A 16975-nucleotide genomic window follows, 5' to 3' on the forward strand; every position below is an offset into this window, starting at 1 on the left:
GGCGGCGCGGTCAGGGCAGCCGGATCGACTGGGTAGGCGCCTCCGCCATCACCGAGCCGGTCTGGGCGCCGGCCACCGGGCCCGCGGCCCGGTCGGCGCGGCCGAGCTCGACGCCCTCGTACAGCTCGACCGTGTCCCACTCGGTCAGCGGGGCGACCTCGCCCCGGTTGAGCTGCGCCCGGCGGGGCTGATCGGCCGGGCCGGTACGCAGCAGGAGCGTGCTGCCGTTGGTGCTGGTGTCGACGACCTGAAGGGAGTGCCCGCGCAGCTCGAAGCGCAGGTGGCTGCGGCTGACCCAGCGCAGCCCGCGGTCGTCCAGGGCCAGCCCCAGCCCGACCCCGTTGGCCTCCTCGGGGGCCCGGCCGACCGGTACCGGCTCGGCCTCGGTGACCTGGAAGCGGTGCCACACCATGCCGTCCACCCGGGCCGCGAGGGTCACCGCGCGCGGGCGGGGACCGAGGTCCTTCAGCGGCGTACCGTGCCGGGGGCAGTGCGGCCTTCCGTTCATGAGCTGGGGCGGCGGCGGGCCCTCCGGTTCGGTGGTCTCCGGCGGCGGACCGAACGGGTCGGCGTTGCGCGTCCCGGGCGGGCCGAAGCTGGCGCAGCCCGGCTCCGGGCAGCGCCACTGCCGGCCCAGCGCGGGTGCCGGAGCGGCCGGGCCGGGCCCGATCATCTGCGGAATCAGGGCGGCGCCGTTCGGCGTCGGAGCCGGCGCGTAGGACAGGCCCGGGTACCCGGTGGAGTTGCGGGTCAGCAGGGGCAGCCCGGTCAGCGCGGCCACCTCGCGGGCGCGCAGCGCGGCGGTCGGCCCCCCGGCGCGGACCACCTCGACCTTCCCGTCGTCGGACCAGCGCCGGATCACCATGCGCTCGTTGGCGGTGAGGTCGGTGTCGGACAGCAGGGTGCGGTCGGCCACGGCGTACACGGCGACGCGCGGGTCCGACAGGTGCCGGCTGAGGGCGTCGATGACCAGACCGAGGCGCAGCAGGTGTGCGGGCCGCCCGCCGTCCAGGTCGGTACGGCGCACCACCTCGCCGAGATCGGTCACGCCTCCGGCAGCGAGCGGATCCGTACTGACTCGTCGCTCGATCGAGTCGAGCACGTGACTGATGCCAAAACGCACGATTCGTCCCCCTGCAGAGTTGATCCTCCGCCCTATCATGCCGCCCGTCGGATCGATGTCCAGGGGCCGGGTCGGATCGGGACGGTACCCGCAGCGATCCACTGTGGACTATCGATGGCGGCCGGGCAGGTGCCGGCCGAGCCTGAGAGCCGCTCGTGCGGACGGCGCCCGCCGGCCCATACCCGCCTCGCCGCCCCATACCCGGCCACGCCGCCCCGCGCCGGCCACGCCGCCTCGCGGCACCGTGTCCCCGGGCTGCCGTGCCCCTGGCCCGCCGTGCGGCGGCGCGGCGTGCCCGCCACGTGCGTCACCCCCTGGGTCGTCGAGGGGCGCCGCGGCCCCGGCGCCGGTAGGGTCGACGGATGCCGACAGTGCGTGATCAGGCCGAAGAGGTGCTCCGGGCGCTGGCCGGTGACCACGCGCGGCTGCGGGACGACCAGTGGACCGCCATCGAGGCGCTGGTGGTGGACCGCCGCCGGGTGCTCTGCGTGCAGCGCACCGGTTGGGGCAAGTCCGCCGTGTACTTCATCGCGACCGCGCTGCTGCGACGCCAGCAGGCCGGCCCGACGGTCATCATCTCCCCGCTGCTCGCGTTGATGCGCAACCAGGTCGAGGCGGCCTCCCGGGCGGGAATCAGGGCGTACACCATCAACTCGGCAAACCTGCAGGAATGGGAAGACATCACCGCGGCGGTGCACGCCGGCGCCGTGGACGTGCTGCTGATCAGCCCGGAACGGCTCAACAATCCCGACTTCCGCGATTCCGTGCTGCCCAAGCTGGCCGGTACCACCGGACTGCTCGTGGTCGACGAGGCACACTGCGTATCCGACTGGGGTCACGACTTCCGGCCGGACTACCGGCGGCTGCGCACCTTCCTCGCCGAGCTGGCGCCGGACACGCCGGTCCTGGCGACCACCGCCACCGCCAACGCCCGCGTCATCACCGACGTCGCCGAGCAGCTGAACACCACCGCGACCGCCCCCGCCGAAGGCGCGCGGGAGGAGGGCCCGGCAAGCGAGGGCCCGGGAAGTGACGGCCCGGCAAGCGAGGGCGGGGCGGCCGGGCGGCGCGCCGCCGACCCGCTGGTCCTGCGCGGACCGCTGGATCGCGAGTCGCTGCGGCTGGCCGTGCTCGACCTGCCCAGCCCCGCGCACCGGCTGGGCTGGCTCGCCGACCACCTGGCGGAGCTGCCCGGCTCCGGCATCGTGTACACGCTCACCGTCGCGGCGGCCCGGGAGACCGCCGAGTTCCTGCGCGCCCGGGGCTTTGCGGTCGCCGAGTACACCGGGCAGAGCGAGGACGCCGACCGCCGGGCGGCCGAGGCGGACCTGCTGGACAACCGGGTCAAGGCGCTGATCGCCACGTCCGCGCTGGGCATGGGCTTCGACAAGCCCGATCTGGGCTTCGTCGTGCACCAGGGCGCGCCGCCCTCACCGATCGCGTACTACCAGCAGGTCGGCCGGGCCGGTCGCGCGGTGCGGCACGCCGAGGTGCTGCTGCTGCCGGGCGCGGAGGATGCCGCGATCTGGCGCTACTTCGCCTCGCTCGCGTTTCCGCCCGAGGATCAGGTGCGCGCCACGCTCGCCGCGCTGCAGCCCGACCGGGCGCAGTCCACCGCTGTGCTGGAGACCCGGGTCGAGCTGCGCCGGGCCCGGCTGGAGCTGATGCTCAAGGTACTGGACGTGGACGGTGCGGTACGCCGGGTCAAGGGCGGCTGGGTGACCACCGGCGAGCCGTGGCGCTACGACTCCGCCCGGCTGGCCCGGGTCGCCGCCGCCCGGGACGACGAGCAGCGGGCCATGATCGAGTACGCGGCGACCGGCGACTGCCGGATGGACTACCTGCGCCGGTGCCTGGACGATCCCGAGTCCGTCCCCTGTGGACGGTGTGACAACTGCGCGGGCGCGCCGTTCTCCGCGTCGGTGTCGGCGGACGCGCTGGCCGCCGCCACGGCGTTCCTCGGCCGGGCCGGCATCGAGATCCCGCCGCGCAAGCTGTGGCCGACCGGGCTGGCGGCGGTCGGGGTACCGCTGTCCGGGAAGATCGCCCCCGGTGAGCAGGCCGAGCCGGGACGGGCGGTGGGGCGCCTGTCCGACCTGGGTTGGGGTGCCCGGTTGCGGGCCGCGCTGGACGGCGGCGGCGAGCCGTCGGATCAGCTCGTGGACGCCGTGGTGGCGGTGCTCAAACAGTGGTCCGGTTCCTGGGCCGCTCGGCCGGTGGCGGTGGTCGGCATCGATTCGGCGACCAGGCCGGAGCTGGTCCGCGGTCTGGCCGAGCGGATCTCCACGATCGGCCGGCTGCCCCTGTTGGGCGCGCTCTCGTCCGCCCCCGGCGGCTACGCGGCGGTGAACAGCGCCGCGCGGGTGCGGGACGTGCACGCCCGCCTCGCCGTGCCCGCGCCGCTGGCGGCCCGGCTGCCGGATCTCGGCGGGCCGGTGCTGCTGGTCGATGATCTGGTCGACTCCGGCTGGACGATGGCGCTGGCGGCGCGGCTGCTGCGACTGGCCGGCGCGCCCGCGGTGCTGCCACTGGCGCTGGCGACCACCACCTGACCGGAGAATCGCCTGATCCGCGCCGACCTGTGGTTGTATCGGGGCATGACGGAGTTCGCCGAGTTGATCGCGGTACGGCACGGCGAGAGCACCTCCAACGCCGAGTTCGCCGCCGCCGAGGAAGCCGCACGCCTGCCGGTCGGCATCCGGGGGCCCGACGCGGACATCCCGCTCAGCGAGCTGGGTCACCGGCAGGCGGCCGCACTCGGGCGCCGGCTGGCCGCCCTGCCGCCGGAGCGTGTGCCGGAGCTGGTGCTGTGCTCGCCGTACCTGCGCGCCCGGCAGACCTATGAGGTGGCCGCCGCCGCTGCCGGCCCGAACGCCCAGGCGTGGACGTTGCGCCTGGACCGGCGGCTGGGCGATCGCGTGATGGGCGAGCTCCAGTTGATGACCAAGCAACAGATAGCCGAGCGCTATCCGGAAGAGGCGGCGCGCCGGTCGGCCGACGGCGAGTTCGTCTACCGGCCGCCCGGCGGGGAATCGTTCGGCGACATCGCGGACCGGTTGGCGGACCTGCTCGACGAGGTGCGCGGCGCGCACGGTGGGCGGCGGGCGATGGTGGTCGCCCACGACGCGGTGGTGTTGATGCTGCGCCGCATCGTCGAGGGGCTGTCCTGGAACGAGATCGAGGACATCGCCCGCGATGGCCTGGCGGCCAACGCCTCCGTCACCCGATGGGTCAATGTGGACGGACGGCTCGTGCTGGCCGAGTACAACTCGACCGCCCACCTGCGCGACCTACCGCCGGTCGCGCCCTCGGCCGATCCCTGGGTTACACCACGCGAGCCGCGATCGCCGCAGCCGCCTCGATGACGGCCCGGCCGACCTCGTCGGGCGACTCCGGCCGGGTCAGCATCACCACGCCCGTGCAGTAGTTCGAGTACAGGGGATGGGGCAGCGGCGCCGCGATCCCGATCGCGCCCTGGGAATCCTCGCTGTACGCCCAGCCACGCGTCCGGGCCAGCGCGACGCCCGGTTGCTCGACCTCATCGACCGGCCGGGCGCAGAGGATCGCGATGCCGGAGGCGTAGCGCCACAACGGATTCCTCGTGCCCACGCGGTAGGCCACGTGGAACGGCGCGGTGGTTGGCTCGACCACGATCAGGCCCACCGCCTCATCGCCGTCGGCCATCGTGAGGTGTGCCGTCGCGCTGATGCGCTCGGCGAGTACCCGCAGGATGGGCAGCGCCGCCGCGCGTACCTGCGGCTGCACGAAGCGGGCGAGTTCGAGCAGCCGGCCACCGAGGCGGTACTGGCCGAACTGGTCGCGTATCACGTAGTCGCGCCGGGCCAGCGTCTTGAGCAGCCGGGTCACGATGGTCCGATGCGTGCCGGTGGCCGCCGCGAGTTCGGTGACGCTGATGCCTTCCGGGCTCTGGCCGATCAGCTCCATCAGCATGAGCCCCCGGTCCAGGCTCTGCGATGTCGACCGGTCGGCACCCGTGCCGCGCAATCCCTCCGTCGCGCCCTGCGGCTCATCTTCCTCACCAGCAACGGATCGGGTTGCCACTGGCGTACTCCTGACTGTGGGGGCCGGCTTAGCCGTGCGGGCCGACCGTCGTCACGGGCTGGGTGTTGCTCGCTGACACGCCCTGTCATGGCTGGATCAGATCACTCCATGCAGCGATACAAGATACCCCCGACTCGCCGCGCCCGGGGGTTGCGCGCCACCGCTTCCGGGCCGGCCGGCCGGCCCGCCGGCGGGGTGCGGAAACCGCTTGTGGTCAGCGATGAACCGCGATGCCTGACGGGGGTCCCAGGCCGGGATTATCGGCAGGTAAAAGACTTGCCGGCGCGGTAGCTGCCGCCGCAGACCGATTAACGGGTACCAGCGCCGCCATGCCGTACCATCGATCGGCGAACCGCTGGCCCAACCTCGGCGCGCACCATCGACCGGGGGTACGAAGGAGCGCGCATGAGCAGCTGGATACCCGGCGCCGACGGATCGGCGTTCCCGTTGGAGAACCTGCCGTACGGGGTGTTCCGGGTGGCCGGTGGGCCCGACGAGCGCCCGCGCGTGGGCACCGCCATCGGTGACTTCGTCGTGGACCTGGGCGCGTTGGCCGCGGCCGGGGGGCATCGGCACGCCCCGCTGCTGACCGGCATGACGCTCGACGGGTTGCTCGCCGCCGGCCCCGCCGCCTGGCGGGAGGTGCGCGGCTGGCTGACCGACCTGCTCGGCGACCGGCGGTGGGAGTCCGGGGTGCGCCCGCACCTGGTGGCGCGGGACTCCGTGGAGCTGCTGCTGCCGTTCACCGTCGCCGACTACGTGGACTTCTACTCCTCCGAGCACCACGCCAGCAACGTCGGCCGGCTGTTCCGCCCGAACGCCGCCGCCTTGCCGGCGAACTGGAAGCACCTGCCGATCGGGTACCACGGCCGGGCGGGCACCGTGGCGGTGTCCGGTAGCCCGGTGGTCCGGCCCAACGGGCAGCGCAGGGACCCGGCGTCGGCCGGTCCCTCCTTCGGCCCGTCCGAGCGTCTGGACCTGGAGGTGGAGGTCGGGTTCGTGGTCGGCGTGCCGTCGCCGGGCCCGGTCCGGGTCGCCGACTTCGCCGACCACGTCTTCGGCGTGTGCCTGCTCAACGACTGGTCGGCCCGCGACGTGCAGTCCTGGGAGACGGTGCCGCTGGGCCCGTTCCTCGGCAAATCGTTCCTGACCTCCGTGTCCCCGTGGATAGTGCCGCTGGACGCGCTGCGGCACGCCCGGGTCGCCCCGCCGCCGCGCGACCCCGAACCGCTGCCGTACCTGCGGGACGTGCCCGGGGATCCGTGGGGCCTCGACATCTCGCTGGAGCTGGAGATCAACGGTACGGTGCTGTCCCGGCCGCCGTTCCGCTCCATGTACTGGACCCCGGCCCAGCAGTTGGCGCACCTGACCTGCAACGGCGCGACGCTGCGCACCGGGGACCTGTTCGCCTCCGGGACGGTGAGCGGACCAGAGCCCGACCAGCGCGGCTGCCTGCTGGAGCTGTCCTGGGGCGGGGCCGAGCCGTTCCGGCTGGCCGACGGTTCGCAGCGGACCTTCCTGGAGGACGGCGACGAGGCGGTCATCCGGGCGTGGGCGCCCGGCCCCGGCGGAGTGCGCCTCGGCCTGGGCGAGGTGCGCGGCCGGGTGGCCCCGGCTTCCTGAGCCGACCTTCCGAGCCGACCCCAGGGGCTCACCAGGGGGATCCCTGGGAAGCCCGACCGCGGGCATGCGAGGCTGGGCACATGGATGACAAGCAGATCTTTCACCAGATCAACGCGCTGGTCGACGAGGAGCACCAGCTGCGTACCCGGGTACAGCAGGGCAAGCTCGACACCGCGGACGAGCACTCCCGGCTGCGCGAGGTCGAAGAGGCCCTGGACCAGTGCTGGGACCTGCTGCGGCAGCGCCGGGCGGCGCGCGAGACCGGCGGCGACCCCGAGCAGTCGCACGCCCGGCCGACCGGTGAGGTGGAGGGCTACCTTCAGTAGCCCAGCAGCCCGGCCAGCGCCGGCGTGATCTGCCAGGCGCCGGTCAGGCTCGCGTATTCGGCGCGCTGTTCCTCGGTGGGTGGCGCGCCGGTGCGCGTGGCCCGCAGCAGCACGTTGCGTGGCGTGTGCCGGGACTCCACGAACTCGACCACGTCGACCCGGTAGCCGGAGAGCCTCAGCAGGGCGGCCCGCAGCGCGTCGGTGAGGACGTCCGCGAAACGCTCCCGCAGGATCGCCTGCCGGGTGATCATCTGGTACCCGTCGGCCGCCGGCCCCCGGCGCAGCTGCGCGGCGATGTCGTGGTGGCAGCACGGCGCGGCGAGTACGAACCGGGCATCCCAGCGCACCGCGCGGGCCAGGGCGTCGTCCGTTGCCGTGTCGCAGGCGTGCAGCGCCAGCACCACGTCCGCCCCGCCCACCGGGGCGTCGGCGATCGAACCGGCGATGAACCGCACCCGGTCCGCGCAGCCCAGCTGCTCGGCGAGCGCGGTGTTGCGGGCCCGTTGGTCCTCGCGCACGTCCACGCCGATGACCTCAACGTCCTCGCCGCGTCCCGCGAAGTACCGGTACGCGGCGAAGGTGAGGTACGCGTTCCCGCAGCCCAGGTCGACCACGCGCCGCACCGGTTCGTCCACAGTGGACGCCAGCGCGCGCAGGAAGGCGTCCACCTGGCGGCGCTTGGCCGCGTTGCCACCGATGGCGGCGTACAGCGGGTCACCGGGGTCGAGCAGGTATTCCTTCTCGCGGTCGTGCCCGGTCGGCTGGGCGGGCGCCACCACCGCGGACCGGTGCAACTGCGCGTCGCCCTTCTTCGTGACCCGCAACTGCAGGGTGCCGCTCGCGGTCTCCACGTGCCAGTTGCCGAACGGCTGGGCCAGCAGCCCGTCCACCGCGGCCTCGGCATCCTCGCCCCAGGCGAGGTTGCGGGTGGCCGGCCGATTGCCGTCCGAGGTGACCAGCTGGAGTTCGTCGCCGCGCTTGAGTGCCACCGGCCGCAGTTCCGCCCTTACCCACTGGGGGCTGGTACCGCGCCGCCGCCCGGCGGCCACAGCGCGCCGGAGCCCGTCCCGATCCAGCAGTGCGCCCCTGATCTCGGCCAGCGCCTCGTCCAATGGTTGCCGCATGCCTGAGCCATTTCTGTCCACGAGGGACGCAGGGCCCGCCGCCTGAGGACCATCGGCCCGGGTCGGCGGGCGAAGTCGCTACTCCGCGCTCGTCGCGGTCTCTCCGGCGCTGGCGGTCGCCGCCTCGCCGGTCGACGACTCACCGGTGCCGGCAGCACGCGAGCTGGACCCGTGCCGGCGGCGACGGCGGCGTGGCTTGGGGGCACCGGACGCCTCGGCGGCCGGGGCCGCGGAATCGGCCGGGCCGGCACCGTCGGTGGTGGCACCCTCGTCCGAGCCGGATCCGGCGTCGGCGGTGGTCGCCGAGGCGCTGAGCCGCCGGCGACGCCGCTGCCGCGGCGCGCGGGTCGGCTCCTCGCCCGGGTCCGTGGCCACCGGCTCCGCGGCGGCCGGGCCGGAGCGGCCGCGGGTCGTCCGGGTAGCCCGGCCCCGCTTGGGCCGGCCGCGACCAGCGCCACCCAGGTCCTCCTCGACCTCGGCGGACAACCCGGCCCTGGTCCGGTCGGCGGACGGCAGAGTGCTGCTCACGTCGGTCGGGATGTCCAGGTCGGTGAAGAGCCACGGTGAGGTGTGGTAGGTCTCCGGGGGCTCCGGCAAATCCATGCCCATCGACTTGTCGATGAGCCGCCAGCGCGGCATGTCTTCCCAGTCGACGAAGGTGACCGCGACGCCGCTCGCCCCGGCCCGGCCGGTCCGGCCGATCCGGTGGGTGTAGGTGTCCGGGTCCTCCGGGCAGTCGTAGTTGATGACATGCGTCACGCCCGACACGTCCAGCCCTCGGGCCGCGACGTCGGTGGCGACCAGCACGTCGATCTTCCCGGCCCGGAACGCCCGCAGCGCCCGCTCCCGGGCGGCCTGCCCGAGGTCGCCGTGTACGGCGGCCACCGCGAACCCGCGGAAGTCCAGGTCCTCGGCGACCCGGTCGGCGTTGCGCTTGGTACGGGTGAAGATCATGGTGAGGCCGCGGCCGTTGGCCTGCAGGATCCGCGCCACGATCTCCAACTTGTTGAGCGAGTGGGTGCGGTAGACGACCTGCTGGGTCTGCGGCGACGGGCCGGCCTGGGCGCTGTTGCCGGCGTGGATGGTCATCGGCTGGTGCAGGAAGCGCCGGGCCAGGGTGACGATCGGATCGGGCATGGTGGCCGAGAAGAGCATGGTCTGCCGGTCGGCGGGCAGCATCGACAGGATCTTCTCAACGTCGTCCAGGAAGCCGAGGTCGAGCATCCGGTCCGCCTCGTCCAGGACGAGGGTGCGCACCGAGCCGAGCTTGAGCTGCTTGCTCTTGGCCAGGTCGAGCAGGCGGCCGGGGGTGCCGACGACGATCTCGACGCCCTTGTTGAGCGCGTCGGTCTGCGGTTCGTAGGCCACCCCGCCGTAGATGGGCAGCACCCGGATGCCCCGGGTACGGCCGGCGGCCGCGATGTCCCGCGCCACCTGGCTACCGAGCTCCCGGGTCGGTACCACAACCAGGGCCTGTACGGCGCCGCTGGCACCCTCGTCGGGACCCGTTACCTTTTCCAGCAGCGGAATGCCGAAACCGAGGGTCTTGCCCGTACCGGTCGGCGCCTGGCCGATGATGTCGGTGCCGCGCATCGCGATCGGGATGGCGTGCTCCTGGATCGCGAAGGCCTTGGTGATGCCGACCGCCTCGAGCGCGGCCACGGTCTCGGGACGGGCGCCCAGCTCAGCGAATGTCGGGCTGTCGGCGCGAACTGGTGCACTGGCAGCTAGCTGTGCGCTGGCTGCGTTGGGTTCAATCGTCATGGGATTGTGGGGGTCCTTCTGCTTTCGCCGGTGCGCCCCATCGCTCTTTCCCAAGGGCGCCTATGGATGTGGCGCGGGCCACACGCAGGTGGGAAAACTGCGGGCCGCACGCGTGACGCGGGCGCTGACGCCCACGGCAATACCACTATGGTACTCGTCTCGTAGGCCGGCCGGGAAATCGCCGTGTATCAGGGCGTAATCGGCCAATTCGTCACCACCTGGGGTGTCTGGGTGATCACGCACCGTCTGGCCAGTCCGGCCCGAGCGCTCCCAGCTGGATCGGATAACCTGCGCTCGTGTCGCACCCCGAAGCGGTCGTCGATCTGCTCGCCCTGCTTGCCTACGCCGAGCTGCAAGCCTTCGACCAGATGGCCAACGACGCCCGGCTCGCACCCGACCTGCACCGCCGGGCGATGCTCAGCGAGATGGCCGCCGCCGAGATCGTGAACTTCCGGCGGCTGGAGAGCCGGCTCGCCGCGCTCGGCGCCGAGCCACAGGCCGCCATGCGGCCGTTCGTCGACGTATTGGCGGACTACCACCGCAAGACGGAGCCCAAGGACTGGTACGAGGCGCTGATCAAGGCCTACGTCGGGGACGGCTTCGCGGACGACTTCTACCGCGAGGTCGCCTCGTTCCTCGACTCCCCGGACCGGCAGCTGGTGCTGGAGGTGCTGCACGACTCCCGGTACGCCACCTTCGCCGGCGAGGAGATCGGTTCGGCGATCACGGCCGACCCGAAGCTGGCCAACCGCATGTCGATGTGGGCCCGCCGGCTGGTGGGCGAGGGCCTGTCGCAGGCCCAGCGGGTGGCGGCCGACAACCCGGCGCTGGCGATGCTGATCCTGACCGGGGTCGGCGAGCAGTCCGACCTGCAGGGGCTGTTCAAGCGCCTCACCGCGGGGCACACGGCGCGGATGGCCACGGTCGGCCTGAACAACTGAGCCGCTCCGGCTCGCGGTAGAGCCCCGAACGCGGTCGCAGCCGACCGAGCCCCGGACGCCGTCGGGTCCGGACGCCGTCGGGTCCGGACGCCGTCGAGCCCGGGTCATTGAGGATCCCGGGCCCGTGGTCCAGCCCGTTTACGGTCCGGACCGGGCCGGAATCTCGGCGCTAACGGCCGGGCCCGGCGTGGCATCGCCGGGCCGCCGCTAACGGCCCTGTCCGTCGTGGACGGACCACTCCGGATCGCGGCCGATCATGCCGGCCGGTCGGGTCAGCCCGCGCTGAAGCCCACCTGGCGGGTGGAAACCTCGGCGATCTCGACGTAGGCGAGCTTCTCGATCGGGACGATCACCCGACGGCCCTTCTCGTCGACCAGGCTCAGCACACCCCCAGCCGCGAGCGCTTCGGTCACGGTCGCCTCGACCTGCGCCGGCGTCTGGGTGCTCTCCAGTGACAGCTCGCGAGGCGCGAACTGAACGCCGATCTTGACCTCCACGTGGCCCTCCTCATGCGGTATCCGATGAGAAGATTATCCGATGGTGGCGGCGCCGTCGTCCGGTGGCTCGCTGCCGTGAGGTTCGCCCTGCATGGGGAAGCTGGCGATACCCCGCCAGGCGAGCGCCGCGAGGATCGCCATGGCGTCGTCCTTGTCGACCTTGCGGCCGCCCGCCAGCCAGAACTGCGCGGCGGTCACGGAGATCCCGACCAGTCCGGCGGCCAGCAGTTCGGCCCGGTCCCGGGCCACCCCGGTGTCGCCCATGATCGTCTCGGCGATCGCCTCGATGCACAGCCGCTCGACCCGGTCGACGCGCTCGCGCACCGCCGGCTCGTTGCGCAGGTCCGACTCGAAGACCAGCCGGAACGCCTCGCTCTCATGGTCGACAAACTCGAAATAGGCGCGCATCGATCCCGCGACCCGCTCCTTGTTGTCGCTGGTCGCCGCCATCGCGCCGCGTACCTTGCCGACCAGCGCGTCGCCGTGCGTGTCCAGCAGCGCGAGGTAGAGCTCAAGCTTGCCGGGGAAGTGCTGGTAGAGCACCGGCTTCGAAACCCCGGCGCGGTCGGCGATGTCGTCCATCGCGGCGGCGTGGTAGCCCTGCGCGACGAAGACCTCCTGCGCGGCGGCGAGCAGCTGCTTCCGGCGGGCCGAACGCGGAAGCCGGACCGGGCGGCCCGCCGTGTTCGTGCCGCTCGTCGCGGCCATTCGCACCTCCGAAAATCTCAAGCTTCGAACTCGTCGTGTTTACCAGTTAACTCGCCTATCTCAAACACGGTAGCCTCACACGAGGCGACCGAGGAGCGCACGGTGGACGAAACAGGGCAGTCCGGTAGCGAAGCGGTAGGTGCGAACGGCAACGGTGCCCACGAAAATGGCATGGCGAGAGGCCGGGCCAACGGCTGGCAGCAGGAGCCGACCGGCGCTCACGGTGATGCCGTCCGGGCCGAGGCTATCCGTTCCAGCGCCACCCGCCCGGTTCTGCGCAGCGTGGACGGCGGCCGGGTGAACGGACTGCCGGCCACGGGGGCCGACGCCGCGCCGGCCTGGCACCGCTCGGTGGCCACCGACGTGCGCGAGTGGCCCGACAACCCGTCCCGTCCCGCCGATCTGACCGCCTCGCGCTTCTCGACCAACGGGCACGCGGTGGCCGGCCATCGCGGAGATCCGGAGCAGCCGGCGCAGGGCCCGTGGGCCCCGAGGCAGGCCACCGAGCCGCGACCGCCGCAGCCGACCGAGCCGGAGGGGCCGACCGGGCACGGCGATCCGTTGACCGGGCCGGAGTCCTACGACCCCTATCAGTCGCCCAGGCTCGCCCCGCCCTCTCCGCTCGACGATCTGCCCGCCCTGGCCCGGGCGACCACCGCCACCCAGGCGATGGGCGCGAGCCAGTGGTCGGCCCACGCCACGCACGCGGTAGCCGAGCCGGAGGGTGCCGTTCGCGAGGCCGACGCCGCCGTCGCCGCGGGCCAGCCCGCCCACCCCGTCGTGTCCGGTGCCGGACCCGCCATGGAGCGAGTGCCGACCGGACAGGTGAATTCCTTCCGGCGCCCCGTCGGCGCGCCGGCCGAGGCGCTGCGCCGGGCCGAGGCGCTGCGCCCCGCCGAACTGGTCCGCCAGGCCGAGCGCCGGCCCGCCGAGCATCGCTCGCCCGAACCGGCACCCGACGCCGAACCCGGGACCACCGAGATCCGGCCGGTCGAGGCCCGCCCCCCGGCCGAGGCGAGATCCACCGAGACCAGGCCCTCCGAGAGCAGGCCCACCGAGGTTGGGCCCGCCGAGGTCAGGTCCGCTGAGGTCAGGTCCGCCGAGGCCAGGCCGGCCGAGGCCCTTTCCAGCACAGGGACGCGCACCGCTGAGCCGCGACCGATCCAGGAGCGCCCGGCCGAGTACCGGCCGGTGAATGGCTACGGGCCGCCCATGGCGCCGCGCGATCCGGGCCGCCGGCTTGAGGCGGTACCGCCCGCCGGCCGGATCGAGCCGGTCAGCCCCGCGGTGGATCCGTCGCGCCCGCACGGGCCGTCCCTGGGGGCGATGTCACCGGATCTGCCGGACCCCGCCGAGGTCGCCATGCGCGCGATGCCGCTGCGCGAATCGATGGCGGCCCTGCGCGCCGGCACCGCGGCGGCCGCGGCCGAGGCGGAGGCCGAGGACCACGCGGCGGTTCAGGCGGCGTACGCGGCGGCGGTCGAGTCCGGGTGGTCCGATGCCGATCCGGCCGACGAGCCCGGCTCGCGCGCACCGGAGTCCTTCGCCGCGGAGGCGTTCCCGCCCGGCCAGCCATACGATCCCGGCCAGCCCTACGCTCCCGACCAGGCGTACGGCGCGGACCAGGCCTACGGCGCGGATCAGCCCTACGGCGCGGATCAGCCCTACGGCGCGGATCAGCCCTACGGCACGGAGTCGTTCGGGTCCGGCCCGTTCGTACCGGAGCCGCCCACCCCGCTCGGGCAGCCCAGCCTGGCCGACTACACCGACGGTCCGGGTGTGGGCCGGCAGCCCGGCCCGCCCTCCGACCTGGGGTCGTCCCGCGGCACCTCGACGCGGTCCGGCACGGCTCAGGCCCCCATGCCGGTGCCCGAGATCCTGCCCCAGCGCGTTCCGGCCGCCCCGGACGTCCCCAACGTGCCCGAGGACGAGGAGATCGAGGGCGACTTCATCGAGGAGGACCGCCCGACCGCCCTCGACCAGCCCGAGTTGGCCCGCATCGCGACCCGCCTGCGCGACGACGAGGACCCCGAGGAGACGCCGGCGCGGCCCGACGGCTTCGACACCGATGCCGTGCTCGCCGCCGTGCGCAATGTGCCGGGGGTGCGGGACGCGCAGCTCAAGCCGAACCCGGGCGGCGTGCACACCCTGCGCCTCGACCTGGCCGACGGGGCCGACGGCGCCTCGGTTTCCCGGCAGGTGGCGCGGCTGCTCAAGCACAGGATGGGCCTGGCCGCGGAGCCGCGCCGCCAGGCCGAGCAGCGGCGGCAGCAGCCCGGGGGCGTCGGTTTAGCGCCGAACCTCGGCCAGCCCCATCGGGAGCCCGGCACCGCTTCCGCGTCCCGGACCGCCGTCGCGGGTGCCACCACCGAATCGCCGGCCGTGCCGGCGCCCACCGCCGGACCGATCCTGAGCGACGAGCGACCGCGCCGTGCCCAGGTTCCCGCCGGCCGCGCCCGGGGCGTCTCCCAGCCGACTCCCGAGCCGCAGCGGGTGGTCCGGTCGGTTACCGGGCCCCGCGTCATCATCGACCAGGTGCAGGTGAGCACGCTCGGCCTGGACGCGACCGTCGAGGTGAGGCTCACCAGCGGCGGGCGGCCCGCGCTCGGGGTGGCCAGCGGCCCGGCGGTCGACGGGTACGTGCTCAGGCTGGCCGCGGTCGCCGCCGCGTCGGCCCTGGATCAGCTGCTGTCCGAGGTGCGGGGCGTGGAGCAGCCGGGCCGGTGCTTCGTCGAGCACGCCACGGTCGTGCCGTTCGGCAGCAGCGATGTGGCCGTGGTCGTCGTGCTGCTGGTACTCGGTGGGACGGCCGAACAGCTCAGCGGCTCGGCGCTGGTCGCCGGGGACCCACGGCAGGCGGTCGTCCGGGCCACCCTGGCCGCGGTCAACCGCCGGCTCGACGCGCTGCTCGGTTAGGCCCTGTCCGGTATCGGATCAAGCGCCGCTTCGACCGGGCGCGACCGCGAACCGCGCGGCACACTGAAGTAATGAAGCCTGCCGTCGTCGCACCGTCGGGCGCTGTTTCCGGCAGCGATCTCCTGCTCCCACTGTGGCCCGGACGGCGGATCCGGGTTGACGGCTCGATGACGTACGTCAGGGACACCCCGGCCACCGAGGACGGCGCCGAGCCGGCCGTATTCGTCCACGGCCTCGGTGGCTCCTCGGCCAACTGGACCGACCTGGCCGGCCTGCTCGCGCACCGGCTCGACGGGCAGGCGCTCGACCTGCCCGGGTTCGGTCGCAGCGACCCCGCGCGCAGCTACTCGGTGGCCGCGTTCGCCGACCGGGTGGCGCAGGTGATCGAGCACGAGGGGCGGGGACCGGTACACCTGTTCGGGAACTCGCTCGGCGGGGCGGTCGTGGTGCGGGTCGCGGCCCTGCGTCCGGACCTGGTACGCACCCTCACGCTGATCTCACCGGCCATGCCGTTCCTGGACGCCCGCCGTTCCGCGCATGGCAGGATGCTGCCGCTCCTGCTGATCCCGCGGGCCGATCGGCTGGCCGCCAAGCGGCTGGCGACGATACCGCCGGATCGGCTGGCCCGGCAGATCCTCGAGGTGTGCTTCGCCGACCCAGGCCGGATCGCCGAGCAGCGGATGGCCGAGGCGATCGACGAGGCCCGGCTGCGCTACGACGTGCCGTGGTACCTCGATGCCTACGTGCGTACCCTCCGCTCGCTGGTCGCCACCTTCCTGCGCGCGTACCTGCCCGGCGGCCACTCGCTGTGGCGGCTGGCCGCCCGGATCACCGCGCCGACCCTGGTCATCGGCGGGGACTCGGACCGACTGGTGGACGTCCGGGTCGCCGAGCAGGCCGCCCGTACGATCCCGGACTCGCGCCTGCTGATGCTGGCCGGAGTCGGACACGTGGCGCAAATGGAGGTACCCGACCTGGTGGCGCGGTCGGTCATCGCCCTACTTGACGAGGTGCGTACCAGCCGGGCGGCGGATGTGGCACGCTAGGCGACGATGCCTCCGCATAGCCGCCGCACCGGATCGGCGAACGACCCGGGCCCGCAGGAAGCCGGGCCGGCGAGGGTTCGTCGGCGGCGTACGGCGCTCCTCGCGGCGGCGGTCTTGACCTCCCTGGGTGTCCTGGGCGTGATCGCCGCCGGTGTCGGGTCGCCGGCCTCCAGCGGTACATCCCCCAAAGCGGGGTTTGTGCTGCACGCCGGCCCGCCGTCCTCGGTCCCGCCCGGAGCCACCCCGGCGAGCTTCCCGAAGTCGGGCCCGGGTACCTGGCGCTACTCCGGCGGTCGAGGGAGCGTGCTGGGCGGTGCCGGGCCGGTCGAGCGGTACCAGGTGGCGGTCGAGTCGAACATCGCCGTCGATCCGGGTAGGTTCGCCGCGAAGGTGGACCGGACGCTGGGCGATCCGCGCAGTTGGATAGCGGGCCGGCAGTTCCGGCTCCAGCGGGTACCGGTCGGTTCGCCGTCCGACTTCACCATCTACCTGGCCACCGAGCGGACCAGCGCCCAAATGTGCGCGGCCGGCGGCAACGAGACCGACGGGTACACCTCGTGCCAGACCTCCGGTCACGTAATCATCAACCTTGACCGGTGGAACCTGTCGGTACCCGACTACGTGCACGCACACGTGCCGTTGGACGCCTACCGCACCTATGTCATCAACCACGAGACCGGCCACCAGTTCGGCAACGGTCACGAGTTGTGCCCGGCCGCCGGCCGCCCGGCACCGGTGATGGAGCAGCAGACGCTCGGACTGCACGGTTGCACGGCGAACCCGTGGCCATACCTCCACGGCCAGCGGTACGCCGGGCCGTCGGGCCAGTACTAGGCCGGGGACTC

At 73.4% G+C, this 16975-nt stretch carries 14 protein-coding genes; 8 read left to right on the forward strand and 6 right to left on the reverse strand.

The genetic code is table 11. The annotated features are described in order from the left end of the window. Positions 1-10 precede the first annotated feature (10 nt). Positions 11-1123 (reverse strand): FHA domain-containing protein, encoded by a 1113-nt coding sequence (locus ABEA87_RS26700; protein WP_345634122.1) that lies wholly within the window; start codon positions 1121-1123, stop codon positions 11-13. A 362-nt stretch (positions 1124-1485) separates the two neighbouring features. On the opposite strand from ABEA87_RS26700, the gene ABEA87_RS26705 reads away from it, so the two are divergent. After that, the gene (locus ABEA87_RS26705; RefSeq protein ID WP_345634124.1) at positions 1486-3675 is read left to right on the forward strand and encodes a RecQ family ATP-dependent DNA helicase; all 2190 of its coding nucleotides are present in this window, start codon (positions 1486-1488) and stop codon (positions 3673-3675) included. Between the two features lie 45 nt (positions 3676-3720). Next, positions 3721-4488, forward strand: coding sequence for a histidine phosphatase family protein (locus ABEA87_RS26710; protein ID WP_345634126.1), 768 nt, complete (start codon positions 3721-3723; stop codon positions 4486-4488). Here the strand turns inward: ABEA87_RS26710 and ABEA87_RS26715 are convergent. After that, positions 4448-5185, reverse strand: a complete 738-nt coding sequence (locus tag ABEA87_RS26715) for an IclR family transcriptional regulator (RefSeq protein WP_345634127.1) — start codon at positions 5183-5185, stop codon at positions 4448-4450. The genes ABEA87_RS26710 and ABEA87_RS26715 overlap by 41 nt on opposite strands. 405 nt (positions 5186-5590) lie before the next feature. Here ABEA87_RS26715 and fahA point away from each other — a divergent pair, with 405 nt between their 5' ends. Both fahA and ABEA87_RS26725 read left to right on the forward strand, forming a co-directional pair. Then, on the forward strand, positions 5591-6808 hold the full coding sequence (fahA, locus tag ABEA87_RS26720; RefSeq protein ID WP_345634129.1) for a fumarylacetoacetase: 1218 nt from the start codon (positions 5591-5593) through the stop codon (positions 6806-6808). Positions 6809-6888: 80 nt separating this feature from the next. Beyond that, on the forward strand, positions 6889-7134 hold the full coding sequence (locus tag ABEA87_RS26725; RefSeq protein WP_345634131.1) for a DUF2630 family protein: 246 nt from the start codon (positions 6889-6891) through the stop codon (positions 7132-7134). Here the strand turns inward: ABEA87_RS26725 and ABEA87_RS26730 are convergent. Further along, entirely contained in the window at positions 7128-8258 is a 1131-nt protein-coding gene (locus ABEA87_RS26730) for a class I SAM-dependent methyltransferase (protein WP_345634134.1), read from the reverse strand. The two genes, ABEA87_RS26725 and ABEA87_RS26730, sit on opposite strands and share 7 nt — an antisense overlap. A gap of 78 nt (positions 8259-8336) precedes the next feature. Next, entirely contained in the window at positions 8337-10022 is a 1686-nt protein-coding gene (locus ABEA87_RS26735) for a DEAD/DEAH box helicase (RefSeq protein ID WP_345634136.1), read from the reverse strand. Between the two features lie 296 nt (positions 10023-10318). On the opposite strand from ABEA87_RS26735, the gene ABEA87_RS26740 reads away from it, so the two are divergent. After that, positions 10319-10963 carry a ferritin-like fold-containing protein gene (locus ABEA87_RS26740; RefSeq protein WP_345634138.1) on the forward strand — a complete coding sequence of 215 codons (645 nt, stop codon included), beginning with the start codon at positions 10319-10321 and terminating at the stop codon, positions 10961-10963. A 272-nt stretch (positions 10964-11235) separates the two neighbouring features. Here ABEA87_RS26740 and ABEA87_RS26745 read toward each other — a convergent pair whose 3' ends face one another. Beyond that, positions 11236-11460: a DUF3107 domain-containing protein gene (locus tag ABEA87_RS26745; protein WP_345634140.1), complete on the reverse strand. Its 225-nt coding sequence runs from the start codon at positions 11458-11460 to the stop codon at positions 11236-11238. Positions 11461-11493: 33 nt separating this feature from the next. Then, positions 11494-12168: a TetR/AcrR family transcriptional regulator gene (locus tag ABEA87_RS26750; RefSeq protein ID WP_345634142.1), complete on the reverse strand. Its 675-nt coding sequence runs from the start codon at positions 12166-12168 to the stop codon at positions 11494-11496. Between the two features lie 171 nt (positions 12169-12339). Here ABEA87_RS26750 and ABEA87_RS26755 point away from each other — a divergent pair, with 171 nt between their 5' ends. From ABEA87_RS26755 to ABEA87_RS26765, 3 genes are all read left to right on the forward strand, one after another. Then, on the forward strand, positions 12340-15084 hold the full coding sequence (locus tag ABEA87_RS26755) for a hypothetical protein (RefSeq protein ID WP_345634143.1): 2745 nt from the start codon (positions 12340-12342) through the stop codon (positions 15082-15084). Positions 15085-15155: 71 nt separating this feature from the next. Next, complete coding sequence (locus ABEA87_RS26760; protein WP_345634145.1) at positions 15156-16130, forward strand: alpha/beta fold hydrolase; 975 nt, start codon at positions 15156-15158, stop codon at positions 16128-16130. A gap of 114 nt (positions 16131-16244) precedes the next feature. Further along, on the forward strand, positions 16245-16964 hold the full coding sequence (locus ABEA87_RS26765; protein ID WP_345634148.1) for a DUF3152 domain-containing protein: 720 nt from the start codon (positions 16245-16247) through the stop codon (positions 16962-16964). Positions 16965-16975: the final 11 nt, after the last annotated feature.

Origin of the sequence: Rugosimonospora acidiphila (assembly GCF_039543385.1) — a bacterium.
Lineage (GTDB): Bacteria > Actinomycetota > Actinomycetes > Mycobacteriales > Micromonosporaceae > Rugosimonospora > Rugosimonospora acidiphila.